Here is a 19,623-nt window from a genome sequence, read left to right as displayed (position 1 = left end):
AGTTACTCATCCTCATCAGATAAAGGTGCATCTAGATCGATATCGAGATCGGCTACTAAAGATTGAACTCTCTCTAAAGTTTGTGTCGTAATAGGTTGTATTTGTTGTGAATTTTTTTCCATGTCTTGAGCGAGAAAATCAAGAAATTTGCTTAATACTGGATCTTCCTCGAATACTTCGCTGCGGGAAATAGTTACTGTTCCATCGGAGTTAATAACGTAAGCAATTTTATCTTTCTTGCTTAAACCTAAAGTTTTTCTAACTATATCTGGAATGGTGGTTTGATATCGATCAGTTAGAGTAGATTCTGCTTGTAATATTTTAGTCATAGTCTATTTTATGAGGGCTAAACCGATTTTAGCTCAATTAGTAATGCAGTTGCATTGTGTGGTAAAGTCGCTCTACTTTCAGTGTCTTTAAGATAACGAGATCGCTTTTTATATTTGATGACAACATTAATTGTAGTGTTTGACTTGCGTAAGCGCGATCGCACAGCTAGCTATATGCATCGTTCTTTTTTTCTTTTCAATCATCTGAACGTTTACACAAAAAATATTTAAACTTAAGATATAGGGTCTAAGTATTAGAATATTTGAAAGCTTACAACCAAGCTAAGGTTATATGTTCTCGACAATTAAACTAGAAGATTATTTTGATTTTCAGTCTGCTGATGATATTCGCATCAAAGGACATCGAATTGGTATTGAAGATGTACTTAATTATTATTTAGAAGGATTTACTCCAGAAGAAATTCAAGCTAATTTACCTACATTAAGTTTGGAAGAAATACACGCAACTATTACTTATTATTTACACAAAAGATCACAGGTTAATAAGTATTTAACTCGGTTAAGAGAATACCAAGCAAAACGCTATCAAAAATTTAAAGATAACCCTCCAGCCATCATACAAAAATTGCAAGCTGAAAAAATTAGACGTACTGCCACAAACTTAGAGAAAGAATGAAAGTACGCTTTTTGTTGGATGAAAACCTAGCACCAAGGTTTAAGTTAGCAATATTACGTCTAAATCCTCAAATTGATATCTTGCGTGTAGGAGATGCAGGCGCACCAACTTCGGGGACATTAGATCCAGATATATTAATCTATTTACAGCGATCGCAACGTATATTGTTGACTGATAATCGTAAAAGTATGCCTGAGCATTTAGAAGCACATTGGGATAATGGTAGTTTTATTTGGGGCTTGTTTTGGCTTAAACCTCAAGCAACAATTAGAGAGTTAGCCGAAGATGTAGTGTTAATTTGGGAAACTACAGAAGCAGAGGAATGGAAAAACCAACTGATTTGGATTCCATTGTAAAGGCGATCGCACTTAAACTAAACCCATCATAATGAAACTAGATTAGGCTAAAACTAACTTAGCGACTGGCAAAGATTTACCTTCTGCTTGTAAATGTAAAATTAATTCTTCCATGACTTCTAAGCCATGTTGCAAAGCTTCCTGATAAGTATCTCCATGACTAACAGGCTGCATAACTTCTTCAGCAAAATCGGGGAGATAAGCTAAATAACATTCATCTTCTTGACTCCAAGCAATGGTAATTTGATACTTATGATTCATTTTGTATTCTTTTAATAGCTTCTTTCACTTGCTTTTCTGAATATGCTTTGGCATCCGCTCCATCTTTTCCAGGTAAGTTTACTCTTATTGTAGTTCCTGGATATTGATATATGGCATGACTGCCTTTACCGCGTTTAGGCATCAACTCAAAACCTGCTTTAAGTAGTATTGCTTTTAATTCTCGTATTTTCTGAGGCAAATTTGTTCTCTATTTATGAACTGGACATTCTCAGGATAATCTATAAAATAATTTTTAAGGCGATCGCTTATCTACATGTCAGTGCGATTGCGCAGCTAGCCTTAGGCATCGCTCTTTTTATCTTTTCGCTCATTTGAACACTTACACAAAAAACATTTACACTTAAAATGAATTAGTTACAGTGTAATGATGAAATGAATACCCAACTTGTTGGATCTATATCAAGCTATTCAATCTCTTCTTCAATAAAAGTACGATCTCTCTTAGAGCAAAAGTTATTTACATCTAGTACGTTTTAAAATAAACAATGTATTCTTCAAAAAGAAAGCAAGAAATGCTAGCTCTCGAAAAATTATTAAATGATTTTATATATAAAAGTAAAAAAAACAAGCAAAAAAAAGGAGTACAAAATATGGAAAAATACTTTCGCTCACTATTATCTAGCAAAGCACTACAATGGTTTGGATTAATGTATATAATATCTTGTGCTGTTTACATAATAATATTTCGGTTACCTTATGAAAATTACTCTCACGTTACTAGGGAAGTTGGTGTATTTATTGGCTTTGTTGCTAAAACAGCATCAATATTATTAACTTCAAAATATTTTAAACTATTTTTAACAGGAGCAATTGAAATTTTACCAATATGTTTCCTAATACTGTATATATATCGAGTATATAAAGAAATAAAAACTTCCTCTTTTTTTTGGAAATTTAAAAATACAAATAAAATAATCCAGATATCAGAAATAGATCAAAGTGATATGATAATAGAAGAAATTAACAAAATATCCCAAAAGTCAGTTGCTCGTTTTGAAGAAAAGTTGAAATTCAAAATAGACAATTTAAGTGAAAATATAAAAGACTTAGATTTATATCTACCTTTATTTGTTGTATTCTTAGTTTTCTCTATGAGATATATAATTGGATTTGATATAGGTATTTTAGGGAAAAATATTGCTTCTATTACTGGAGGATTAGGCTTAGCTGCTTCAGTTGTAATGGTAAGCAAAGTTTTACTGATAAATTCTCCAAAAACAACAGTAAGACATTACCAAGAGTTTTTATTGATTTTAAAAGAGGCGCAGATAGAAAGGGTTAATCCAGCGGAATCAGCCTATTAAATTTTAAGAACTTTTCTGTAAATATTTACAATTCTTTTGATCGCCCTACCTGCCTAACTACTTCGTCCCAATAACCAATTAGCAAGAGTGACGGCAATGAATATACAATAAATAATTGCTTTAACTACTCACACCTCTGCTAGTCACATGACCGCAACCGAAACGAACCTCTCTACTCAATACGATCCTAAGCAAACCGAAGCCAAGTGGCAGCAATACTGGGCGGAAAAGGAAGTATTTAAAGCCGATCCTAACCATCCTGGTGAACCCTATTGCATTGTTATTCCCCCACCGAATGTTACAGGGAGTCTGCATATGGGACATGCTTTTGAGAGTGCGTTGATCGATACTTTGATTCGGTATCATCGGATGATTGGACGGAATACGCTGTGGTTGCCTGGGACGGATCACGCCAGTATTGCGGTGAGTACGATTGTTGATAAGCAGATTAAAGCGGAAGGTAAAAGCCGTCAGGATTTGGGAAGGGAAGAGTATTTAAAACGGGCTTGGGCTTGGAAAGAGGAGTCTGGCACGACGATTATTAATCAGTTAAAGAGTCTGGGGGTATCGGCAGACTGGACAAGGGAAAGATTTACCATGGATGAGGGGTTGTCTCAGGCGGTGAAGACAGCCTTTGTTAAGCTTTACAAGGAAGGGTTGATTTATCGTGGTAATTATTTAGTTAACTGGTGTCCTGAGTCGCTTTCAGCCGTATCGGATTTAGAAGCGGAGAATCAAGAAGTAGATGGGCATCTTTGGCACTTCCGTTATCCTTTGACGGATGGCAGTGGTTATTTGGAAGTGGCTACTACTCGCCCTGAGACGATGTTAGGGGATACGGGAGTGGCGGTTAATCCTGAAGATGAAAGGTATCAAGCTTATATTGGTAAGACTGTTACTCTACCCATAGTTGGGCGTGAGATTCCCATCATTGGTGATGAGTTTGTGGAACAGGAGTTTGGCACAGGCTGCGTTAAGGTAACACCAGCCCACGATCCTAATGACTTTGAGATGGGTAAACGGCATAACCTGCCCATGATTAACATCATGAATAAAGATGGCAGTCTCAATGAAAATGCAGGGGAGTTTCAGGGACAGGATCGTTTTCTTGCCCGTAAGAATGTAGTTAAAAAACTAGATGAACTTGGCAATCTAGTTAAGATTGAAGACTATCGCCATAGCGTTCCCTATAGCGATCGCGGTAAAGTACCCATAGAACCTTTATTATCAACCCAGTGGTTTGTCAAAATTGACCCGTTGTCCCAAAAGGCTTTAGCTTGCCTAGATAATGAGAATTCTCCGAATTATGTTCCTGAAAGATGGAAGAAGGTATATCGGGACTGGTTAGTTAAATTAAAAGACTGGTGTATCTCTCGTCAGTTATGGTGGGGTCATCAAATTCCTGCTTGGTATGTGGTTTCGGAAACTGGAGGCGAAATTCAAGATCACACGCCTTTTGTCGTGGCTTTTGATGAGGCGCAAGCATTAACTCAGGCGAAACAATACGGAGACAATATTCAGCTAGAGCAAGATCCTGATGTCCTAGATACTTGGTTTTCCTCTGGACTGTGGCCGTTTTCGACTATGGGTTGGCCTAACGAAACTGCCGACTTAGAGAAATATTATCCTACCAGTACTCTAGTTACAGGTTTTGATATTATCTTTTTCTGGGTTGCCCGTATGACTATGATGGCGGGACACTTTACCGACCAAATGCCCTTTGATGATGTTTATATTCACGGCTTAGTTTTGGATGAAAATGGGCAAAAGATGTCCAAGTCGAAAAATAACGGGATCGATCCTTTATTAATGATCGATAAATATGGCGCAGATGCCTTGCGTTACACCCTAATTACAAAGGTTGTTGGTGCGGGACAAAATATTAGCTTTGACTATGATCGTAAAAAACAAGAATCATCTTCGGTAGAGACTTCCCGTAACTTTGCTAACAAGCTGTGGAATGCTTCAAGGTTTGTGATGATGAACTTGAAGGGGAAAACTCCTCAAGAATTAGGACAGCCAGATACGGCATCTTTAGAGTTAGTCGATCGATGGTTACTGTCGCGTTTTTATCAGACTGTTAAACAAACTAAAGCTAATATTGAGTCCTATAGCTTGGGAGAAGCAGCTAAAGGCTTATATGAGTTTATTTGGAATGATTTTTGTGATTGGTATATCGAGTTAGTCAAAACCCGTTTGTGGCAAGACGAGACTTCTACTTCTCGCCTGGTGGCACAGCAAACATTAGGTTATATTCTCGAAGGAATACTAAAACTGTTGCATCCTTTTATGCCTCATATTACTGAAGAAATTTGGCAGACTCTAACTCAATCAGAAGGTCAACTAAGTCTAGCTTCTCAGAATTATCCTGAAGTTAGAGAAGATCTCATCGATACTGAATTAGAACAAAGCTTTGATTTACTGTTTAATACCATCAGTACTATTCGTAACCTGCGTGCCGAATCGGTAATTAAGCCAGGAGAAAAAATCAAGGTAATTTTGCAAACTCAAAGCCAGAAAGAGAGTGATATTTTAAAATCAACCCAAGGCTATATTCAAGATATTGCTAATGTAAGTGAGCTAATAATTACCACTACCCTCACAGAAGATCCAGGGCAGGTGATTGCTGGAGTAACAGGAACAATACAGGTTTTAATTCCCCTGACTGGTTTAATCGATGTGGCTGCATTAGAGGCGAAGTTGCAGAAAAAACTAGACAAAGTGCAACAAGATATTAAATCTCTAACTGGACGCTTGAATAACCCAGGTTTTGTCAATAAAGCCCCCGCAGAGGTAATTCAAGGAGCGAATAATGACTTGGCAGAAGCGCAAAAGCAAGCTGAAATATTGCAAGAGCGTTTAGATCGTCTAAAGTAACAGTATTATTGATGTGTTCCGCTAGATTAATTGATTTAGTTGGCTAGATCAATGTTTTATGTCTATCATTATGCTGATAGAAATTATTCTGTTTGGTAAAGCTACTTGGTGTGAGTCTAACTAATAAGTGATCGGTGATTATAAGTAATGTTATACCTAGCTCAAGTTGAGATTGACCCAAATTCAGCAGAAATACAGCTTCAAGTACTTGCTCGTCAAGAATCAGAGTATGTTTGGTCAGTAGACAATTCTCAGACTTTGTTGTTAACCAAAGAAAGTTCTCTCTGTGGAGGCGTATTAGTATTGGTAGAAATAGGGCAAGAGCAGCAAATAATTAGCATTCAAGATGCTAAGGAGTGGATTTTGAGCATTTTACAGCAGTATTTAACTAAAAATGCCATTAATCCCCACTTTATTGAAGTCGAACAAAGTAAGGTAGAAAAGTGGCGACAAGAAATTACTGCTCAGAATCTGGATTTAAACCGTCGTGCCTTGGAAATTGAAACTCGTCGGGAACAATTACAGGAATTGGAACAAGAATTAAAACGCGATCGCGAAGAGTTGGCTAAATTAAAAGAAAAATTAAGTTAATTGACTTATTAACCAGTATATCCTCGATCAATTATGAGGTTGCTACCATGGGCTGCGGCTACTGCTAGGCGATCGCATCTTTCATTTTCGGCGATACCTGCGTGAGCTTTTACCCAGACAAACTCGACATCATGTATCTTGCACAGATCGAGTAATTCTTGCCAAAGATCGGGATTTTTCGCCATTTCCTTACTATTTCTGCGCCAGCCATTAGCCTGCCATTTTTTTGCCCAACCTTTGACCATCGCATCAACTATATATTTGGAGTCACTATGTAGCTTTACTTTAGAATTAGATTTAAGCGATTCCAGAGCAGCGATCGCCCCCATCATTTCCATACGGTTGTTGGTAGTCAGTTTATAGCCAGCAGAAAGCTCTTCTCGGCGATCGCCATCGATAATTACTGCGCCATATCCTCCCTTGCCAGGATTCCCCGTACAAGCACCATCGGTATAGATAATAATGGTGTTGCCTGCAACAGAAGTTGGAAATTGAGATTTTGGTTTAATCGTTAGCTTTGATTTAGTAGGTGCTGCTACTTTAGGTTGAAGAGTTTTGACATAGGTAAATAATTCAGGCAATAAAGATTCAGGTAGTGCCTCAACTTCTGTCATGATTTTGCTTTTGTAATCCATTGCCTATCTCAATCAATTAATTTACAGAAATGACGGGAGCGAGAAAGTCAACGTACTTTTAGCCGTTGGACGGGGCATTTAAACGTTTGAGGTTTTCTCAAAAGCCAGTCCCTCATGAATCGCCCTAAAAAATACACCTTATCTCGTTTTTATGACAACTGCAAGCAAAAATCCCACGTTTCTAACATACTAAAAACGTGGGAGTATCAACTACTAATTATTACTAAATTGACCCGATCTAAGCGATCTACTTACTAAATTCAATTTGAGAAACTAAGGCCTGAACTTCACCAGGCTCTTTAATTGGTGCTGCTGGTGGTTCAATTGATGGCCACGCTGTTTTTAATTCAGCCAAGCTCTCAGTAATGGTTTTATGGCCTTCTGGATCTGTTTGACTTTTTTGTTCTGCCACAGTCTGATACAGTTGATCGGCATAGTCGACAAATCCTTTGGAATCTTGATATTTCGTAACTTCTACAAACTGATTATTGGCGATCGCCCCTTGGTATTCCGTAGCAGCAGTGTTGAGCATCTCCACCACGACATCTAAGACAAATTCTGGGGAGTTTCTTTGTTCTTCGGGAATAACGGCGATCGCGCCATCAATAGATGCTAGGGATTCATCAAGTAGAGTCTGTACTTCAGGCGATTCTGGGGAAGATTTAATTAAATCGTGGAGTTGAGTCAAGGTAGGTTTAAAATCCTCTACCCCTTTTTGGGGTAGAACAGTGGCTATTTGTCCATATAATTCTTTAATCGGTTGTCCAATATGGGGTTCCGCTTCTGCATAATTTTTAGCAGCAATGAGTTCTTGAGCAGCATTTAAATTACCTTTCATTAAACCAAGAACTGTCATATAGTCTACATCAGGGTTTCCAGTATCAATTGTAGCTTCACCGCCTTCACCGCCTTCACCACCTTCACCGCCTTCGCCACCTTCACCGCCTTGGGCAGCTTCGCCTCCTTGGGCAGCTTCGCCTCCTTGGGCAGCTTCGCCTCCTTGGGCAGCTTCGCCACCTTGAGCAGCTTCACCACCTTGGGCAGCTTCACCACCTTGAGCAGCTTCGCCACCTTCACCACCTTGCGCCATCAGCGAATAATTGGTAGTGGCTTGAGCTTCCGTCATGGCATCGGATTCATGGGCATTGGCAGCTAAAACCTGTGTGCCAACAGCGGTAGCAAAACCCAAAGCGAGAAATAATTCTATAGTTTTAATACGAGTAGACATAGATTTATTGATATTAATTCTTAATTATCCTGATCTTGAATTAGTACTTTACTAGTATCAATAATTTAAGTCAATAATTTTAATAATCAGTAATTTTTATCGACAATTAAGCGAAATTATGCATGTTCGGCATTATAGTTAGGAAAACCATAAAAGCATATAAGTAGGTAGGCAAAATAATTGATCAAACCCCTACCCTTAGAGCTATTTGTTACTCGTCCTAAAGGACTTGTCTCGCATAGTTTCCGTCGCGTTTTGGGTAGGAAGATTCCCACCCAAAAGCCGACGGGGAGATACCGCTCCGCATAATTACTCGTTACTCGTTACTTGTTACTCCTTAACCTCATTTCCAATTTAATTACACCCACCTACTTAGCTCATTTACACCATCAGTCTCTAAATCGTATACACCCATTACCATCACCATTTCATCGGCAGGAGGATGATAGATCGCCTTTTTTTCCTCTTAAGGTTGTTGCGGGGAGGCGATCGTTTAAATTCCGACTCATGTAGTAATCGCACTATTTAGTTGTAAAGTGGAAATACCTCCCCACAGTAAACCCCACTGAAGAAACTGGTGACGAGTATTGTTATAAAGTATACTTCTTGCTCGAATCATATCTGATATTAACCGCGCAAAAAAAAAGAGAAAAAAAGATTAATTTTTTTATAAATAAATAAGAATAATTTGCAGCAATTATATAATTTTAAAATCAAGAGACTCTCATATAGATTGCACTTAATCCATAAATTTAGTATTAGTACAGTGAAAAAGTTTAATAAAATAATATCCGCTCCCAGTATTTATACTCAATGGCAAAGTTACTTTTATGCATCGTTATTGTTGGGAACAATGACTATAGGAACTGGTTGCAGTAATAATGTTGCTTCCCTTCAGACTTCTTCAGCAAATGAAACATCAACTTCAGCCAACGAAACTGTCGTCTTAACTGATTTTGTCGATCGCTTGGTGATTCCGACATATCAAGAATTAATTGCTAAATCAACTCAATTAGAGCAAGCTGTGGCAACATTTGTCAAAACTCCCAACGAACAAAACCTAAAAGCTGCTCAATCAGCTTGGCAAGCTACCCGTACTCCTTGGGAACAAAGTGAAGCCTTTGCTTTTGGCCCTGCCGAATCATTGGGTTACGATGCAAATCTAGATGATTGGCCAGTTAACCAGACTGATGTAACTGGTTTAATTAAAAGTCAAGAAAAGTTAGATCAAAATTACGTTGAGACCAAGCTGCAAAGTACCCAGAAGGGTTTCCATACCATTGAGTACTTTTTGTTTGGAGAAAATAATAATCGTCAAGCGAACGAACTATCTAAGCGAGAATTAGAATTATTACAATTATTGACAACTGATTTCCACAAGACAGCAGAAGCACTCAAAGAAAGTTGGGTTGCGGGGGTTGATGGTCAGCCAGCTTTTCGGGAAGTGTTTACTACCGCAGGTGATAGTAGTAATACTACTTATCCCACAGTTGAAGCTGCTTTAACAGAAATTGTTAGTGGTATTGTCGGCTGCGTCGAAGAAGTCGGAGAAGTAAAAATCGGCAAGCCAATTGAAACTAAACAAGATTTGGATTTTGAAAGTCGTTTTAGTCATAACTCCCTTACTGATTTTAAAAACAACCTGATCAGCGCTCGTAATGCCTATATGGGTGAAGCAAAAGATACCGAAGGACAAGGTGTTAGTGATTTAGTCGCGAAGAAAGATCCAGCTTTGGATCGAGAAATTAGAACGCAACTGGACACAGCTTTAAAAGCCTTAGAAACAGTCCCCGCACCTATTGAAACTAAATTTAGCGATGCAGCTACTTTGGAGAAATTGAAAACCGCTCAAAGCGAAATATTGACAACTTACCAAACTATTCAAGAGAAAGTAGTACCTTTGTTTGCTGAAAGTACAGAAAGTTGATTATTTTTGTCTAAATCGTTAATTTTTTCTTCTCACTGTAAATATGACTATATCTTCCTTCCGCTTGCCCAGCAAACATCTTCTTTACGTCGCCTTATTTAGTTTGACAGCAATTCTCGGTATTGGTTTGTCCAATATATTAGGGTTCACTCCAGAATCAAATCCTTTAGCTGCGGGAAATTTAACTATTTTAAGTCGAAGTTCAGGTGCTTTTGAGCAAGCAGCAGAAAGTTTAACAGGAAAAGATTTAAAAAGACATCGCGATGGCGATAGTAACTTTGAGGCAGTCTTTGTCACTCCGCCAGCCAAAGTTCAAGCTGGGTTAGGGCCTCTGTTTAATAATGTTTCCTGTGCTGCTTGTCATCTTAAAGATGGTCGGGGTTTACCAGAAACAGGACAATTACTGGTTAGAGTTAGCAATCCAGAAAAAACAGCTAATCTAGAGGTGGCTGGGAGACAATATAGTCTTGAGGCAACTATTGACTCTGAAAATACGCCACCTGTGCCTGGTATGGGCAACCAAATTCAAGATCAAGCAGTTTTTGGTAATCATCCTGAAGCGACAGTAGCAATTAACTGGTCAGAAAAAACAGGACAATATAAAGATGGAACGACGTATAAATTGCGATCGCCACAGGCAAAAATAACTCTTTTTGACGGGCAATCATTACCAGCTAATGTCTTAACTTCTCTACGCATACCACCCCCAGTTTTTGGTTTAGGCTTACTCGAAGCCATACCCGAAAAGACAATTAGAAATTTAGCCGATCCTGAAGACAAAAATAAAGATGGTATTTCTGGTCGTCCTAACGAAGTTTGGGATGGAGTCAAGAAACAAACGACTTTAGGACGTTTTGGTTTAAAAGCTAATAATCCCAACTTATTACAACAAAGCGCAGGTGCTTATGTAAATGATATGGGGGTAACTAATCCTTTATTTCCTGCTGCTGATGGGTCGATGGATATTAACGAAAAAACCTTGAAAGATAACGTGTTTTACGTCCAAACTTTAGGTGTTCCCAACCGTACTCTATTAAATCGTCCTGAAGTAAAAAAAGGAGAAAAACTCTTTACGCAAGCAAACTGTAATGCTTGCCATATTTCTGAACTCAAAACAGGAGATCATGAAGTTAAAATTTTAGCTAACCAAACAATTCATCCTTACACAGACTTGCTGTTACACGACATGGGAAATGAATTAGCTGATGGTCGTCCCGATTTTCAGGCAAATGGTAAGGAATGGCGGACATCGCCTCTGTGGGGATTAGGTTTAACTCAAACTGTGCTACCTAATGCTGGCTATCTCCATGACGGACGCGCTCGTACTATCGAAGAAGCAATTCTCTGGCATGATGGAGAAGCAAAAAACGCCAAAGAAACATTTCAGAATTTATCAATAAGCGATCGCACTGCGATGATTCAGTTCTTACAATCTCTTTAACTGGGAGCATGCCACTTTTGCAGTAAGCAAAAATGCTTAATCCGCATTATTTCAGCTAGGAAGGCAACTAAATATGAGCAGAAAACCTATTTCGAGCAAATCTGAAACAGACTGGGAAAAACTTGATGCGATGAGCGATCGAGAAATCGATCTATCTGATTGTCCTGAAATTATGCCAGAACAATTTGCTAAAGCAGTAGTTCGCCAAGGTTTACCCGCGAACAAGAATAAGTCTCAAGTTACTTTGCGAATCGACAGCGATGTTCTAGAGTAGTTCAAATCCCAAGGAAAAGGCTATCAAACTCAGATTAATAGTTTACTGCGAGCGTATATGGAAGCTCATCATTAACTAAAGAAATAAGCGATAGCCGTCTTACAAGACATTATTACCCACTGTCAATCATTAGAAGTAGGAGGCTACACCCCTTCTGATTTTCCCCAAGCAAAATTAAAGAAACATTTCAGAATTTATTAACGAGCGATCGCACTGCGATGATTCAGTTTTTGCAATCTCTTTAACTAGCTATAAGCTGTAAGCTGTAAGCTATAAGCCAGGTGTTAGTTTTAACTTTTCCTGTCAAGCAGGATATCCGAAGGTGTATGCTTTAGCGCAATGTGACTTTTAATTTTTTTGCTTCCACTGTCTAGCTCGCACTTTAGGCAGTTTCTGAATACGTTTTAACCAATTTTGAATCACTTTCGGATCTGGTTGAGTTGCTTGCCAACTTGGACGTTGCATTAATTGGTTTGACCAGAGTTCTACATTTGGATAATTTGATAGAGGTATATTTAAATACGGTAACCAAATAATAATTGAACCTGCCACAATTTCGGCTAAACTAAACTGCTCTCCAGCAATATAGGTTTTACCAGTTAGATGCTTTTCTAAAAAACTAAGCATTGCGGTTATTTGTCGATTAGCTTGCTCAATAGCATTTTGGTTATCAGTTACACGTATGAGAGTGAGCATTGCTGGAATCAACTCATGTAGCGCCAACATTTCGCTCATGCGGACAATTGTTGAAATTTTGCTCTCTTTAGGTAACAAGGCGGGAGTTGGATACTGGAGTTCCAGATAATCCAGAATGCTTAAGCATTCATAAATTACAAAATCATCATCTATCAATACGGGAATACGCCCAAAAGGATTAATTGCTATAAACTCTTGCTGCCACTGATCGCCGTTTAGGTTTAATTCTATAGACTCAAAAGATAGCTGTTTTTCCAATAGAGCAATCCATACAGGACGGGAATACAGCGATAATTTTTTATAATAAAATTTCAGCAAAACTAATTTCTCAGCCTATTTCTAGCTTCTATCCAGTAGAAGTTAAACAACTCTGCTTAAAAGTGTATCTCAATGGAAAATATCTAAAATATGGAGAAGCAAAAAACGCCAAAGAAACATTTCAGAATTTATCAATAAGCGATCGCACTGCGATGATTCAGTTTTTGCAATCTCTCTAGTTTTTGAAACCTAACTACCTAGATCTAATTTCCGTATATTTTCGATTAGACTAATTAGCATATAGAGAGTAGATTAGATTCGACTTAAACAATGCGTTATTAGTTTCTGCGGAGCGAAATATTACAGTGGGTTTTTTTAATCGTTTTAAACTTTCGCGGGACATGGGTATCGATCTCGGTACTGCGAATACTTTGGTCTATGTATCTAGCAAAGGAATTGTTTTGGAAGAACCTTCTGTAGTGGCGATCGAACGCAAAACAGAATACCCCAGAGCATTCGGTAAAGAAGCAAAATTACTCCTAGGACGCTCTCCCGAAAATATTCAAGCCTTGCGTCCCCTCAAAGATGGGGTAATCGCTGATTTTGACGCGACAGAAGCCATGATCCACGAATTTGTTAAACGGGCTTTTGAAGGTAATCCTTTAGTTCATCCGCGCATGGTGATTGGCATTCCTAGCGGTGTCACCAAGTTAGAACGTCGTGCGGTGATTGAAGCTGCCACGAATGCAGGAGCAAGGGAAGTCAACTTAATTGAAGAACCGATCGCCGCAGCAATTGGAGCAGGTTTACCTGTATGTGAAGCTACAGGCAATATGATTGTCGATATTGGTGGTGGAACTACTGAGGTAGCCGTAATTAGCTCTCAGGGCAAAGTAATTAGTGAGTCTATTCGTATTGCTGGGGATGAATTGACCGAAGCGATCTCCAATCAAATTAAGCGAGAGCATAAATTAGCGATCGGCGAAAATACAGCGGAAAATATTAAGTTTAAAATCGGTTCGGCTTATCCTATTGATGAGAGCGATCGCACGATGGAAGTAAGAGGTTTGCACTTGCTTTCAGGGTTACCCAGTACGGTGGAAGTGAGCGAATCAGAAATTAGGGAATGTCTCAAAGATTCGGTAAGAAGTATCATTGAGGCGGTTAAACGTACTCTAGAGCAAACTCCTCCAGATTTGGCTGCGGATATTATCGATCGTGGCATCATGTTGGCAGGAGGAGGTGCATTGCTGCGGGGTATTGATATTTTAATCAGTCATGAAACAGGTATTGTGACTCATATTGCAGCCGATCCTTTGAAATGTGTAGTGTTGGGGACAGGAAAGGTTTTAGAAGACAAAACTTTCGATCGCGTCTTTAGCGATACTTCTATCCTGAGATAATAGTTGCGATCGCGCTTTAAACAATCTTGAATACTGTCAGAAAATTAATTGGGACAACTGTCGTATGAGTCGCTGGTGGGACAGATATGGGTTTCGTACAATCATAGTTATAGTCGCTCTAATTATTGCTCTAGGGATCAAACAAACTCAGGCTGCATTTCTCTCCGAAGCTTATTACTTTGTAGTTAAACCATTTCAATCTCAAGCACAGTTTACTTTAGAAGAGCGGCTGACTAATGCCAAAATTTTAGAGCTAGAGCAAAACTTAGCGGAGTTAGAACAGCAGAATCGGCAGTTGAAGCAATCGTTAGCTTATGCTGAAGCTCAACCAGTGAAAACTATTGCTGCACCTGTAATTGCTCGTAGTCGCGATCGCTGGTGGAACAGAGTTACTCTGGGTAAGGGAAGCAAAGATGGGGTTAAACCTGGCTATATTGTCACGGGTATCGGTGGTTTAGTGGGGCGAGTTACTCACGTTACGCCTCATACCAGCAAGGTATTATTAATCAGTGATAGTACCAGTCGAGTTGGGGCAATTCTCAGTCGTAATCGTCAGTTTGGCTATGTTCGAGGCAAAAGTTCATCTATAGTTGTGATGCAGTTTTTTAATCAGGTAGCAGACATTAAACCTGGAGATGAGATTGCGACTTCTCCCCTGAGTAAGCTTTATCCTCCTGGTTTAGCAATTGGGAAGGTCAAATCTATCAAGAAAAATCAAGGTGCTACCATTGAGGTTGAATTAAGTGCGCCAATTGATGTTTTAGAATGGGTAGTGATTCAGCCATTTGCATCTAAGTTAGCTGATAATCAGTAATCAGTAATCAGTAATCAGTAATCAGTAATAATGCAGCGTCAAAAACAGAGATCACTTAATATTTTAACGGTAATTAATTTACTGTTTGTTACTGCCTCGATCGCTGTTTGCATTATTTTAATGCTGGTCGATCTTCCAGGGATGGAGCTATTAGAAGTAAATCCAAACTGGTTATTAATTTGGGTTGTGGCTTGGAGTCTCAATAGAACGGCATGGCAAGGGGCGATCGCTGGTTTGATGATCGGCTGTATCTATGATGGTATTACTATTAGCAATCCCTCACATATTCTCAGTTTTGTAGTGATAGGGGTTTTAACTTCCAGTCTCAAGACGCAAAAGTATCTAGGTGAAGATTTTATTTCTGTCGCTTTTATCGTGTTTTTTATGACATTTTTATCTGAAGCCATTTTTGCTTTACAGTATGCTGGAGAACATTCAATTGGCATGACTGATTTAAGGCAGAAATATCAGCAGGTAGTTATTATTTCAGCAATTATTACTAGCCTTTGGAGTCCTGCTTTTTATTATCCTATGAATCTGTGGCAAAAACGACTGGGATTATGGAGAAGAAAATTAAGCTAACGTAAGATTAACTGAAATCTACAAATGTTTGCTACAAATGGAAGACTTGGTAACTATCTATCTATATCATTCTTATTTATATTTGAGATCAGATAGACAATTCAGCAATATATTTTCTAAATCTAATCCGCCCAATCAGGTTAATGTTATAGCTTAGACGGTATAGTTGCCCATCGGTACCCGACACCGCAACGTCAACTTGTAGTCCAGTAAATATTTTGTTGATTGCAGCGTTTGTCCTAGCATCTTTACTAACGTCAGAAGGGTTGAGGCGCCAAAGATCGACAGCATAGCCATAATTTACGGCAGAATTACCATGATAGGTCGAGCCGATCGTCGCATGTGGCGCATATTGTTCAACCTGAAATACCGTTTCAGGCACATCGCCACCATATGAAGCTGGAGGAATCGGAATATCATACTGCCCAATTGCAAACCGCATCGCTGAACCGACATGTGGTCTAAAAAGTAATGTTTCACGTAAAAACTCTCCCCCAGCGCCTTTCAAATTAACATTAACCACCCCTGTCAAAACTATGTTCCATCTTTGATCGGCTATAGTACTTGGCGTTTCCTTGCCTGCTAATCCAACTGGTGTAATAGTCCAATTTTGAGTGGCAAAATCTTTAATTTCAAGCACTTTGATACTCCCTGTATATTCTACTTTGTTGATTGCATAACTATACAATATATTATTGCGAGCAAATTTCTGGATCTTAACCCTAATTGAGTGCCTGCGATCGCACTACAAAAGTTAAGTCTGTCCTGAGTCAACTCCAATTTGACCACATAATTAATTTAGGTAGTAATAAAGCATTTGATTCAAAGAAAAGAATAATCTGTATAGCCAACTTTTGCGTTTTCAGTATCACCTCTACCGTAAAAAGTTCTGGGATCAGGTTCATTTAAAGGAGCATTAGCAACAAATCTCTTGACCAAATCAGGATTAGCTAGATATGGTCTACCGTAAGAAACTAACTCGGCATTTCCAGAAGCGATCGCGCTATTTCCTGTCTCTTTGTTATAACCACCATTGGTAATAATATTTCCCTGATAAAGAGGACGAAAAATGGGTAAAACAGGATTAATAACCTGACGAGTCTTTAGGTCAACTTCATTGGCTTCCATTAGATGAATATATGCCAACTTAAAATTATTCAAGGCTTTGATTACGTAGCTAAAAGTGGCTTGAGAATCGGAGTCAACCATGCCATAAAAAGTATTACTAGGAGATAATCTAATCCCAACACAGTCATCTCTCCAAACTTGAGTTACTGCTTCAACTACTTCTAGTAAAAAACGAGCGCGATTTTCTATCGAACCGCCATACTTATCCTGGCGTTGATTTGAACCATCCTGTAAAAATTGATCGATTAAATAACCAAAGGCGCCGTGTAACTCTACTCCATCAAAACCAGCCTGTTTTGCATTGATTGCTGCTTGACGAAATTGAGCAATAATTTCTGAGATTTCTGAGGTTTCTAAAGCACGGGGAGTTTCTATCTCTACCTTACCAATAGGAGTATGTAATTGACCTGTAGCTGCAATTTCGCTGGGTGCAACTGGTTTTTCTCCATTAAGTAAAGCTGAATGAGCTACTCTGCCACTATGCCAAATTTGTAAAAATATTTTACCGCCTTGAGCGTGAACTGCATTAGTAACTAATTTCCAACCTTGAATTTGCTCCTCGTTATAAATACCAGGTACATTCATATATCCTTGACTGAGGGGAGATATCATGGTGCATTCAGTAATAATTAAACCAGCAGTAGCACGTTGAGCATAATATTCTGCCATTAACTGAGTGGGAATTGTCCCATTAGCACGTAAGCGAGTCATGGGAGCCATCACCATACGGTTGTCTAAATTATTTGAGCCTAATTGAAAAAAGTCAAAAAGATTAGAGTTCATAATTTGGATTTAGTTAATTTTTGCTTGAGTAGTAAATACCCTACTGATATCATTAAGCCTATCCCTACCATCAATCAAGAAGGTACTTAAAAGTAAGATACATACCAAATGGTGCGTAAATTAATCCGTAATCGTCCAGAACCCGAAATATTTACTCTTGATTGTCCTACTCAACAAGTTTTGGATATTATCGGCAATAAATGGAGTGTAATTATTATTTATTGTCTTGCTTATCAAACCAGACGTTATAAACAATTGGAACGTAAAATAGAAGGAATTTCTCAAAAAGTTTTAACTCAAACTCTTCGTAAATTAGAACAGAATGGCTTGGTCAAAAGAAAAGTTTATCCAGCAGTTCCTGCACAGGTTGAATATTCTCTCACGCCTTTGGGTGAAACCCTAGTCGAACCTTTATCTTTACTGGCAGAATGGAGCGAACAAAACATATCAAAAATAAATTAAGAAATTAAACTTATGCTTGAAAACCCTACTGGAACTATCTAAAAAGCGATCGCAAACCTTTCCGCATTCTTTTTTAGATTTTAGATAGTCTTTTTTTTAGGAAATGTCAGATTGCTGCTCGAAAACAATTTCTTCATAGAACTGCTCGATCGCCAAACTTAAACTAATACTTTTAAACTCTACGCGATCGCCCTCTCGATAGCTCAAAATCAACCAATCTCCCCCATCGTTTCTGTGATAAATGTCAATTGCAATCTCATCAAAACTCACTAAAACATAATCAATCAAATTTGGATTGCGGCGATATTTTTTAAACTTCTTGCCTCGGTCATAAGCCTCAGTGCTATCGGATAAAACCTCAACAATCAAACAGGGATAAGTAATATATTGAGGGCTAGAATTATCTCGCGGATCGCAAGTGACACTGAGATCGGGATAGGTATAGTTGTGAGTATTAAAAATATTAACCTTTAAGTCTGAATTAAAAACTCTACATTTGCTTCCTCTCAGATGAGATCTGATCGATAACAAGCAATTTATAGCGATCGCACTATGATTTTTTGTACCCCCACTGATCGCATACACGCGACCATCGATTAGCTCATGCTTTTCTAATTGTTGCTCTTCCCAAACAAAATATTCTTCAGGTGTAAAGTGTCGCTCTTGCTCTCTAGCTACAATCATAACCATCTCCTATTTAAAAGTAGTGATACCAACTGAAAGTTCATACCCTAATCCTCATAAATTCTCTCGAATTGCCACCTCTAACTTAGCCGATTCTTTAAAGATTTTTACTGGCAGAATGGAGCGAACAAAATAGATCAAAAATAAATTAAGACATCAAACTTATGCTTGAAGACTCTGCTGCAACTATCCAAGAAGCGATTAGGCGACTCCTAGCCTTTGGATCGCGAATCTATTTTTAAATAACTCCAGGAGGAAGTCCTTCAAAACTTGGTATACCTTCATAGGGCTGACACCAACTTGCTTTTGATTCAATATTTACATGGGCAACTGGTTTTAAATTCGTCGGAGTGTCTACAGTTGCTAACACAATGCATAGCCAGATATTTTTATCGTCAGCATAATTCATCAGCCGTGAACCGCAATTGACACAAAAAGCTCTGTACCCACCGATTGCATTTTTATATTCTTTTAATGAACCTGATTCGTCAAAAATCTCCAACGTACTTGCTTTGGCAAGGGCGACAGTCGCATAGTCGGCTCCGTGTGCTTTTCTGCAAAACTTACAGTGGCAATTAAATATTTTCTCTGGAATTAGCTCCACCTTATACTTAACTGAACCACAGAGACAACTTCCTTCAACCATTTCGTTTTCCTCTATGTATAAATATTTATTATACGGAATTGTTCCGTATAACTATCCTTTTGGTAAGTAATATACAGAATTTGTCGAACCTTGATCTTTACTGGCAAAATGGAGCGAACAAAATACGTCAAAAATAAATTAAGAAATCAAACTTATGCTTGAAGACTCTGCTGAAACTATCCAAGAAGCGATCGCGAATCTACCGATGTTTCTTGACTTTAGGTGATGATATTGACATAATTGGTCGGTAAAATAAAGGCAAATAAAGCAGCTTGTAGACACCCGC

Annotated in this window: 21 protein-coding genes and 1 pseudogene; 12 read left to right on the top strand and 10 right to left on the bottom strand. The window is 38.5% G+C overall.

Going from position 1 to position 19,623, the window contains the following annotated elements:
• Positions 1–2: 2 nt before the first annotated feature.
• A complete protein-coding gene (locus tag KME09_03315) occupies positions 3–329 on the bottom strand; it encodes a type II toxin-antitoxin system PrlF family antitoxin (GenBank protein ID MBW4532943.1) in 327 nt (108 codons plus the stop codon).
• A 292-nt stretch (positions 330–621) separates the two neighbouring features.
• Here KME09_03315 and KME09_03310 point away from each other — a divergent pair, with 292 nt between their 5' ends.
• Together KME09_03310 and KME09_03305 are read left to right on the top strand one after the other, a co-directional pair.
• The gene (locus KME09_03310) at positions 622–966 is read left to right on the top strand and encodes a DUF433 domain-containing protein (protein ID MBW4532942.1); all 345 of its coding nucleotides are present in this window, start codon (positions 622–624) and stop codon (positions 964–966) included.
• Positions 963–1,322, top strand: coding sequence for a DUF5615 family PIN-like protein (locus KME09_03305; protein ID MBW4532941.1), 360 nt, complete (start codon positions 963–965; stop codon positions 1,320–1,322). Before KME09_03310 ends, KME09_03305 begins: the two co-directional genes overlap by 4 nt.
• A 42-nt stretch (positions 1,323–1,364) precedes the next feature.
• On the opposite strand, the gene KME09_03300 is transcribed toward KME09_03305, so the two are convergent.
• Together KME09_03300 and KME09_03295 are read right to left on the bottom strand one after the other, a co-directional pair.
• A complete protein-coding gene (locus tag KME09_03300) occupies positions 1,365–1,583 on the bottom strand; it encodes a type II toxin-antitoxin system HicB family antitoxin (GenBank protein ID MBW4532940.1) in 219 nt (72 codons plus the stop codon).
• Positions 1,573–1,782, bottom strand: a complete 210-nt coding sequence (locus tag KME09_03295; GenBank protein ID MBW4532939.1) for a type II toxin-antitoxin system HicA family toxin — start codon at positions 1,780–1,782, stop codon at positions 1,573–1,575. The genes KME09_03300 and KME09_03295 overlap by 11 nt, the downstream gene beginning before the upstream one ends.
• Before the next feature lie 307 nt (positions 1,783–2,089).
• Here KME09_03295 and KME09_03290 point away from each other — a divergent pair, with 307 nt between their 5' ends.
• From KME09_03290 to KME09_03280, 3 genes are all read left to right on the top strand, one after another.
• On the top strand, positions 2,090–2,908 hold the full coding sequence (locus KME09_03290) for a hypothetical protein (protein ID MBW4532938.1): 819 nt from the start codon (positions 2,090–2,092) through the stop codon (positions 2,906–2,908).
• A 147-nt stretch (positions 2,909–3,055) separates the two neighbouring features.
• Positions 3,056–5,785 carry a valine--tRNA ligase gene (locus tag KME09_03285; protein MBW4532937.1) on the top strand — a complete coding sequence of 910 codons (2,730 nt, stop codon included), beginning with the start codon at positions 3,056–3,058 and terminating at the stop codon, positions 5,783–5,785.
• 147 nt (positions 5,786–5,932) lie between these two features.
• Positions 5,933–6,376: a hypothetical protein gene (locus tag KME09_03280; GenBank protein MBW4532936.1), complete on the top strand. Its 444-nt coding sequence runs from the start codon at positions 5,933–5,935 to the stop codon at positions 6,374–6,376.
• 8 nt (positions 6,377–6,384) lie between these two features.
• On the opposite strand, the gene rnhA is transcribed toward KME09_03280, so the two are convergent.
• Together rnhA and KME09_03270 are read right to left on the bottom strand one after the other, a co-directional pair.
• Positions 6,385–7,011 (bottom strand): ribonuclease HI, encoded by a 627-nt coding sequence (rnhA, locus tag KME09_03275; GenBank protein ID MBW4532935.1) that lies wholly within the window; start codon positions 7,009–7,011, stop codon positions 6,385–6,387.
• Between the two features lie 247 nt (positions 7,012–7,258).
• Positions 7,259–8,239, bottom strand: coding sequence for a hypothetical protein (locus KME09_03270; GenBank protein MBW4532934.1), 981 nt, complete (start codon positions 8,237–8,239; stop codon positions 7,259–7,261).
• 853 nt (positions 8,240–9,092) lie between these two features.
• On the opposite strand from KME09_03270, the gene KME09_03265 reads away from it, so the two are divergent.
• The 3 genes and pseudogenes from KME09_03265 to KME09_03255 all read left to right on the top strand — a co-directional run bounded on the left by KME09_03265 (position 9,093) and on the right by KME09_03255 (position 11,956).
• The gene (locus KME09_03265) at positions 9,093–10,166 is read left to right on the top strand and encodes a peptidase M75 (protein ID MBW4532933.1); all 1,074 of its coding nucleotides are present in this window, start codon (positions 9,093–9,095) and stop codon (positions 10,164–10,166) included.
• A 43-nt stretch (positions 10,167–10,209) separates the two neighbouring features.
• On the top strand, positions 10,210–11,607 hold the full coding sequence (locus KME09_03260) for a c-type cytochrome (protein MBW4532932.1): 1,398 nt from the start codon (positions 10,210–10,212) through the stop codon (positions 11,605–11,607).
• A gap of 73 nt (positions 11,608–11,680) precedes the next feature.
• A pseudogene (locus tag KME09_03255) lies at positions 11,681–11,956 on the top strand (BrnA antitoxin family protein).
• A gap of 273 nt (positions 11,957–12,229) precedes the next feature.
• Here KME09_03255 and KME09_03250 read toward each other — a convergent pair.
• Positions 12,230–12,895, bottom strand: a complete 666-nt coding sequence (locus KME09_03250) for a glutathione S-transferase family protein (protein ID MBW4532931.1) — start codon at positions 12,893–12,895, stop codon at positions 12,230–12,232.
• A 341-nt stretch (positions 12,896–13,236) separates the two neighbouring features.
• On the opposite strand from KME09_03250, the gene KME09_03245 reads away from it, so the two are divergent.
• The 3 genes from KME09_03245 to mreD all read left to right on the top strand — a co-directional run bounded on the left by KME09_03245 (position 13,237) and on the right by mreD (position 15,634).
• Positions 13,237–14,238 (top strand): rod shape-determining protein, encoded by a 1,002-nt coding sequence (locus KME09_03245; GenBank protein ID MBW4532930.1) that lies wholly within the window; start codon positions 13,237–13,239, stop codon positions 14,236–14,238.
• Positions 14,239–14,302: 64 nt separating this feature from the next.
• A complete protein-coding gene (gene mreC / locus KME09_03240; protein MBW4532929.1) occupies positions 14,303–15,052 on the top strand; it encodes a rod shape-determining protein MreC in 750 nt (249 codons plus the stop codon).
• Between the two features lie 30 nt (positions 15,053–15,082).
• Complete coding sequence (gene mreD / locus KME09_03235; GenBank protein ID MBW4532928.1) at positions 15,083–15,634, top strand: rod shape-determining protein MreD; 552 nt, start codon at positions 15,083–15,085, stop codon at positions 15,632–15,634.
• An 88-nt stretch (positions 15,635–15,722) separates the two neighbouring features.
• On the opposite strand, the gene KME09_03230 is transcribed toward mreD, so the two are convergent.
• Both KME09_03230 and KME09_03225 read right to left on the bottom strand, forming a co-directional pair.
• Entirely contained in the window at positions 15,723–16,274 is a 552-nt protein-coding gene (locus tag KME09_03230) for a hypothetical protein (GenBank protein ID MBW4532927.1), read from the bottom strand.
• Between the two features lie 182 nt (positions 16,275–16,456).
• Positions 16,457–17,545, bottom strand: a complete 1,089-nt coding sequence (locus tag KME09_03225; protein ID MBW4532926.1) for an alkene reductase — start codon at positions 17,543–17,545, stop codon at positions 16,457–16,459.
• Positions 17,546–17,653: 108 nt separating this feature from the next.
• Here KME09_03225 and KME09_03220 point away from each other — a divergent pair, with 108 nt between their 5' ends.
• A complete protein-coding gene (locus KME09_03220; GenBank protein ID MBW4532925.1) occupies positions 17,654–18,007 on the top strand; it encodes a helix-turn-helix transcriptional regulator in 354 nt (117 codons plus the stop codon).
• 96 nt (positions 18,008–18,103) lie between these two features.
• On the opposite strand, the gene KME09_03215 is transcribed toward KME09_03220, so the two are convergent.
• Both KME09_03215 and KME09_03210 read right to left on the bottom strand, forming a co-directional pair.
• Positions 18,104–18,691: a Uma2 family endonuclease gene (locus KME09_03215; GenBank protein MBW4532924.1), complete on the bottom strand. Its 588-nt coding sequence runs from the start codon at positions 18,689–18,691 to the stop codon at positions 18,104–18,106.
• Positions 18,692–18,929: 238 nt separating this feature from the next.
• Entirely contained in the window at positions 18,930–19,337 is a 408-nt protein-coding gene (locus KME09_03210; protein MBW4532923.1) for a GFA family protein, read from the bottom strand.
• Positions 19,338–19,623 lie beyond the last annotated feature (286 nt).

The organism is Pleurocapsa minor HA4230-MV1 (genome assembly GCA_019359095.1).
GTDB classification, from domain to species: Bacteria; Cyanobacteriota; Cyanobacteriia; order Cyanobacteriales; family Xenococcaceae; genus Waterburya; species Waterburya minor.
This window is presented reverse-complemented; position numbering and strand designations above follow the sequence as displayed.

What these genes read in the sequence shown, in the direction of transcription:
- KME09_03315 (MBW4532943.1), bottom strand. Translation starts at nt 329, where the DNA reads ATGACTAAAATATTACAAGCAGAATCTACTCTAACTGATCGATATCAA.
- KME09_03310 (MBW4532942.1), top strand. Translation starts at nt 622, where the DNA reads ATGTTCTCGACAATTAAACTAGAAGATTATTTTGATTTTCAGTCTGCT.
- KME09_03305 (MBW4532941.1), top strand. Translation starts at nt 963, where the DNA reads ATGAAAGTACGCTTTTTGTTGGATGAAAACCTAGCACCAAGGTTTAAG.
- KME09_03300 (MBW4532940.1), bottom strand. Translation starts at nt 1,583, where the DNA reads ATGAATCATAAGTATCAAATTACCATTGCTTGGAGTCAAGAAGATGAA.
- KME09_03290 (MBW4532938.1), top strand. Translation starts at nt 2,090, where the DNA reads ATGTATTCTTCAAAAAGAAAGCAAGAAATGCTAGCTCTCGAAAAATTA.
- KME09_03285 (MBW4532937.1), top strand. Translation starts at nt 3,056, where the DNA reads ATGACCGCAACCGAAACGAACCTCTCTACTCAATACGATCCTAAGCAA.
- KME09_03280 (MBW4532936.1), top strand. Translation starts at nt 5,933, where the DNA reads ATGTTATACCTAGCTCAAGTTGAGATTGACCCAAATTCAGCAGAAATA.
- rnhA (MBW4532935.1), bottom strand. Translation starts at nt 7,011, where the DNA reads ATGGATTACAAAAGCAAAATCATGACAGAAGTTGAGGCACTACCTGAA.
- KME09_03270 (MBW4532934.1), bottom strand. Translation starts at nt 8,239, where the DNA reads ATGTCTACTCGTATTAAAACTATAGAATTATTTCTCGCTTTGGGTTTT.
- KME09_03265 (MBW4532933.1), top strand. Translation starts at nt 9,093, where the DNA reads ATGACTATAGGAACTGGTTGCAGTAATAATGTTGCTTCCCTTCAGACT.
- KME09_03260 (MBW4532932.1), top strand. Translation starts at nt 10,210, where the DNA reads ATGACTATATCTTCCTTCCGCTTGCCCAGCAAACATCTTCTTTACGTC.
- KME09_03245 (MBW4532930.1), top strand. Translation starts at nt 13,237, where the DNA reads ATGGGTATCGATCTCGGTACTGCGAATACTTTGGTCTATGTATCTAGC.
- mreC (MBW4532929.1), top strand. Translation starts at nt 14,303, where the DNA reads ATGAGTCGCTGGTGGGACAGATATGGGTTTCGTACAATCATAGTTATA.
- mreD (MBW4532928.1), top strand. Translation starts at nt 15,083, where the DNA reads ATGCAGCGTCAAAAACAGAGATCACTTAATATTTTAACGGTAATTAAT.
- KME09_03225 (MBW4532926.1), bottom strand. Translation starts at nt 17,545, where the DNA reads ATGAACTCTAATCTTTTTGACTTTTTTCAATTAGGCTCAAATAATTTA.
- KME09_03220 (MBW4532925.1), top strand. Translation starts at nt 17,654, where the DNA reads ATGGTGCGTAAATTAATCCGTAATCGTCCAGAACCCGAAATATTTACT.
- KME09_03215 (MBW4532924.1), bottom strand. Translation starts at nt 18,691, where the DNA reads ATGATTGTAGCTAGAGAGCAAGAGCGACACTTTACACCTGAAGAATAT.
- KME09_03210 (MBW4532923.1), bottom strand. Translation starts at nt 19,337, where the DNA reads ATGGTTGAAGGAAGTTGTCTCTGTGGTTCAGTTAAGTATAAGGTGGAG.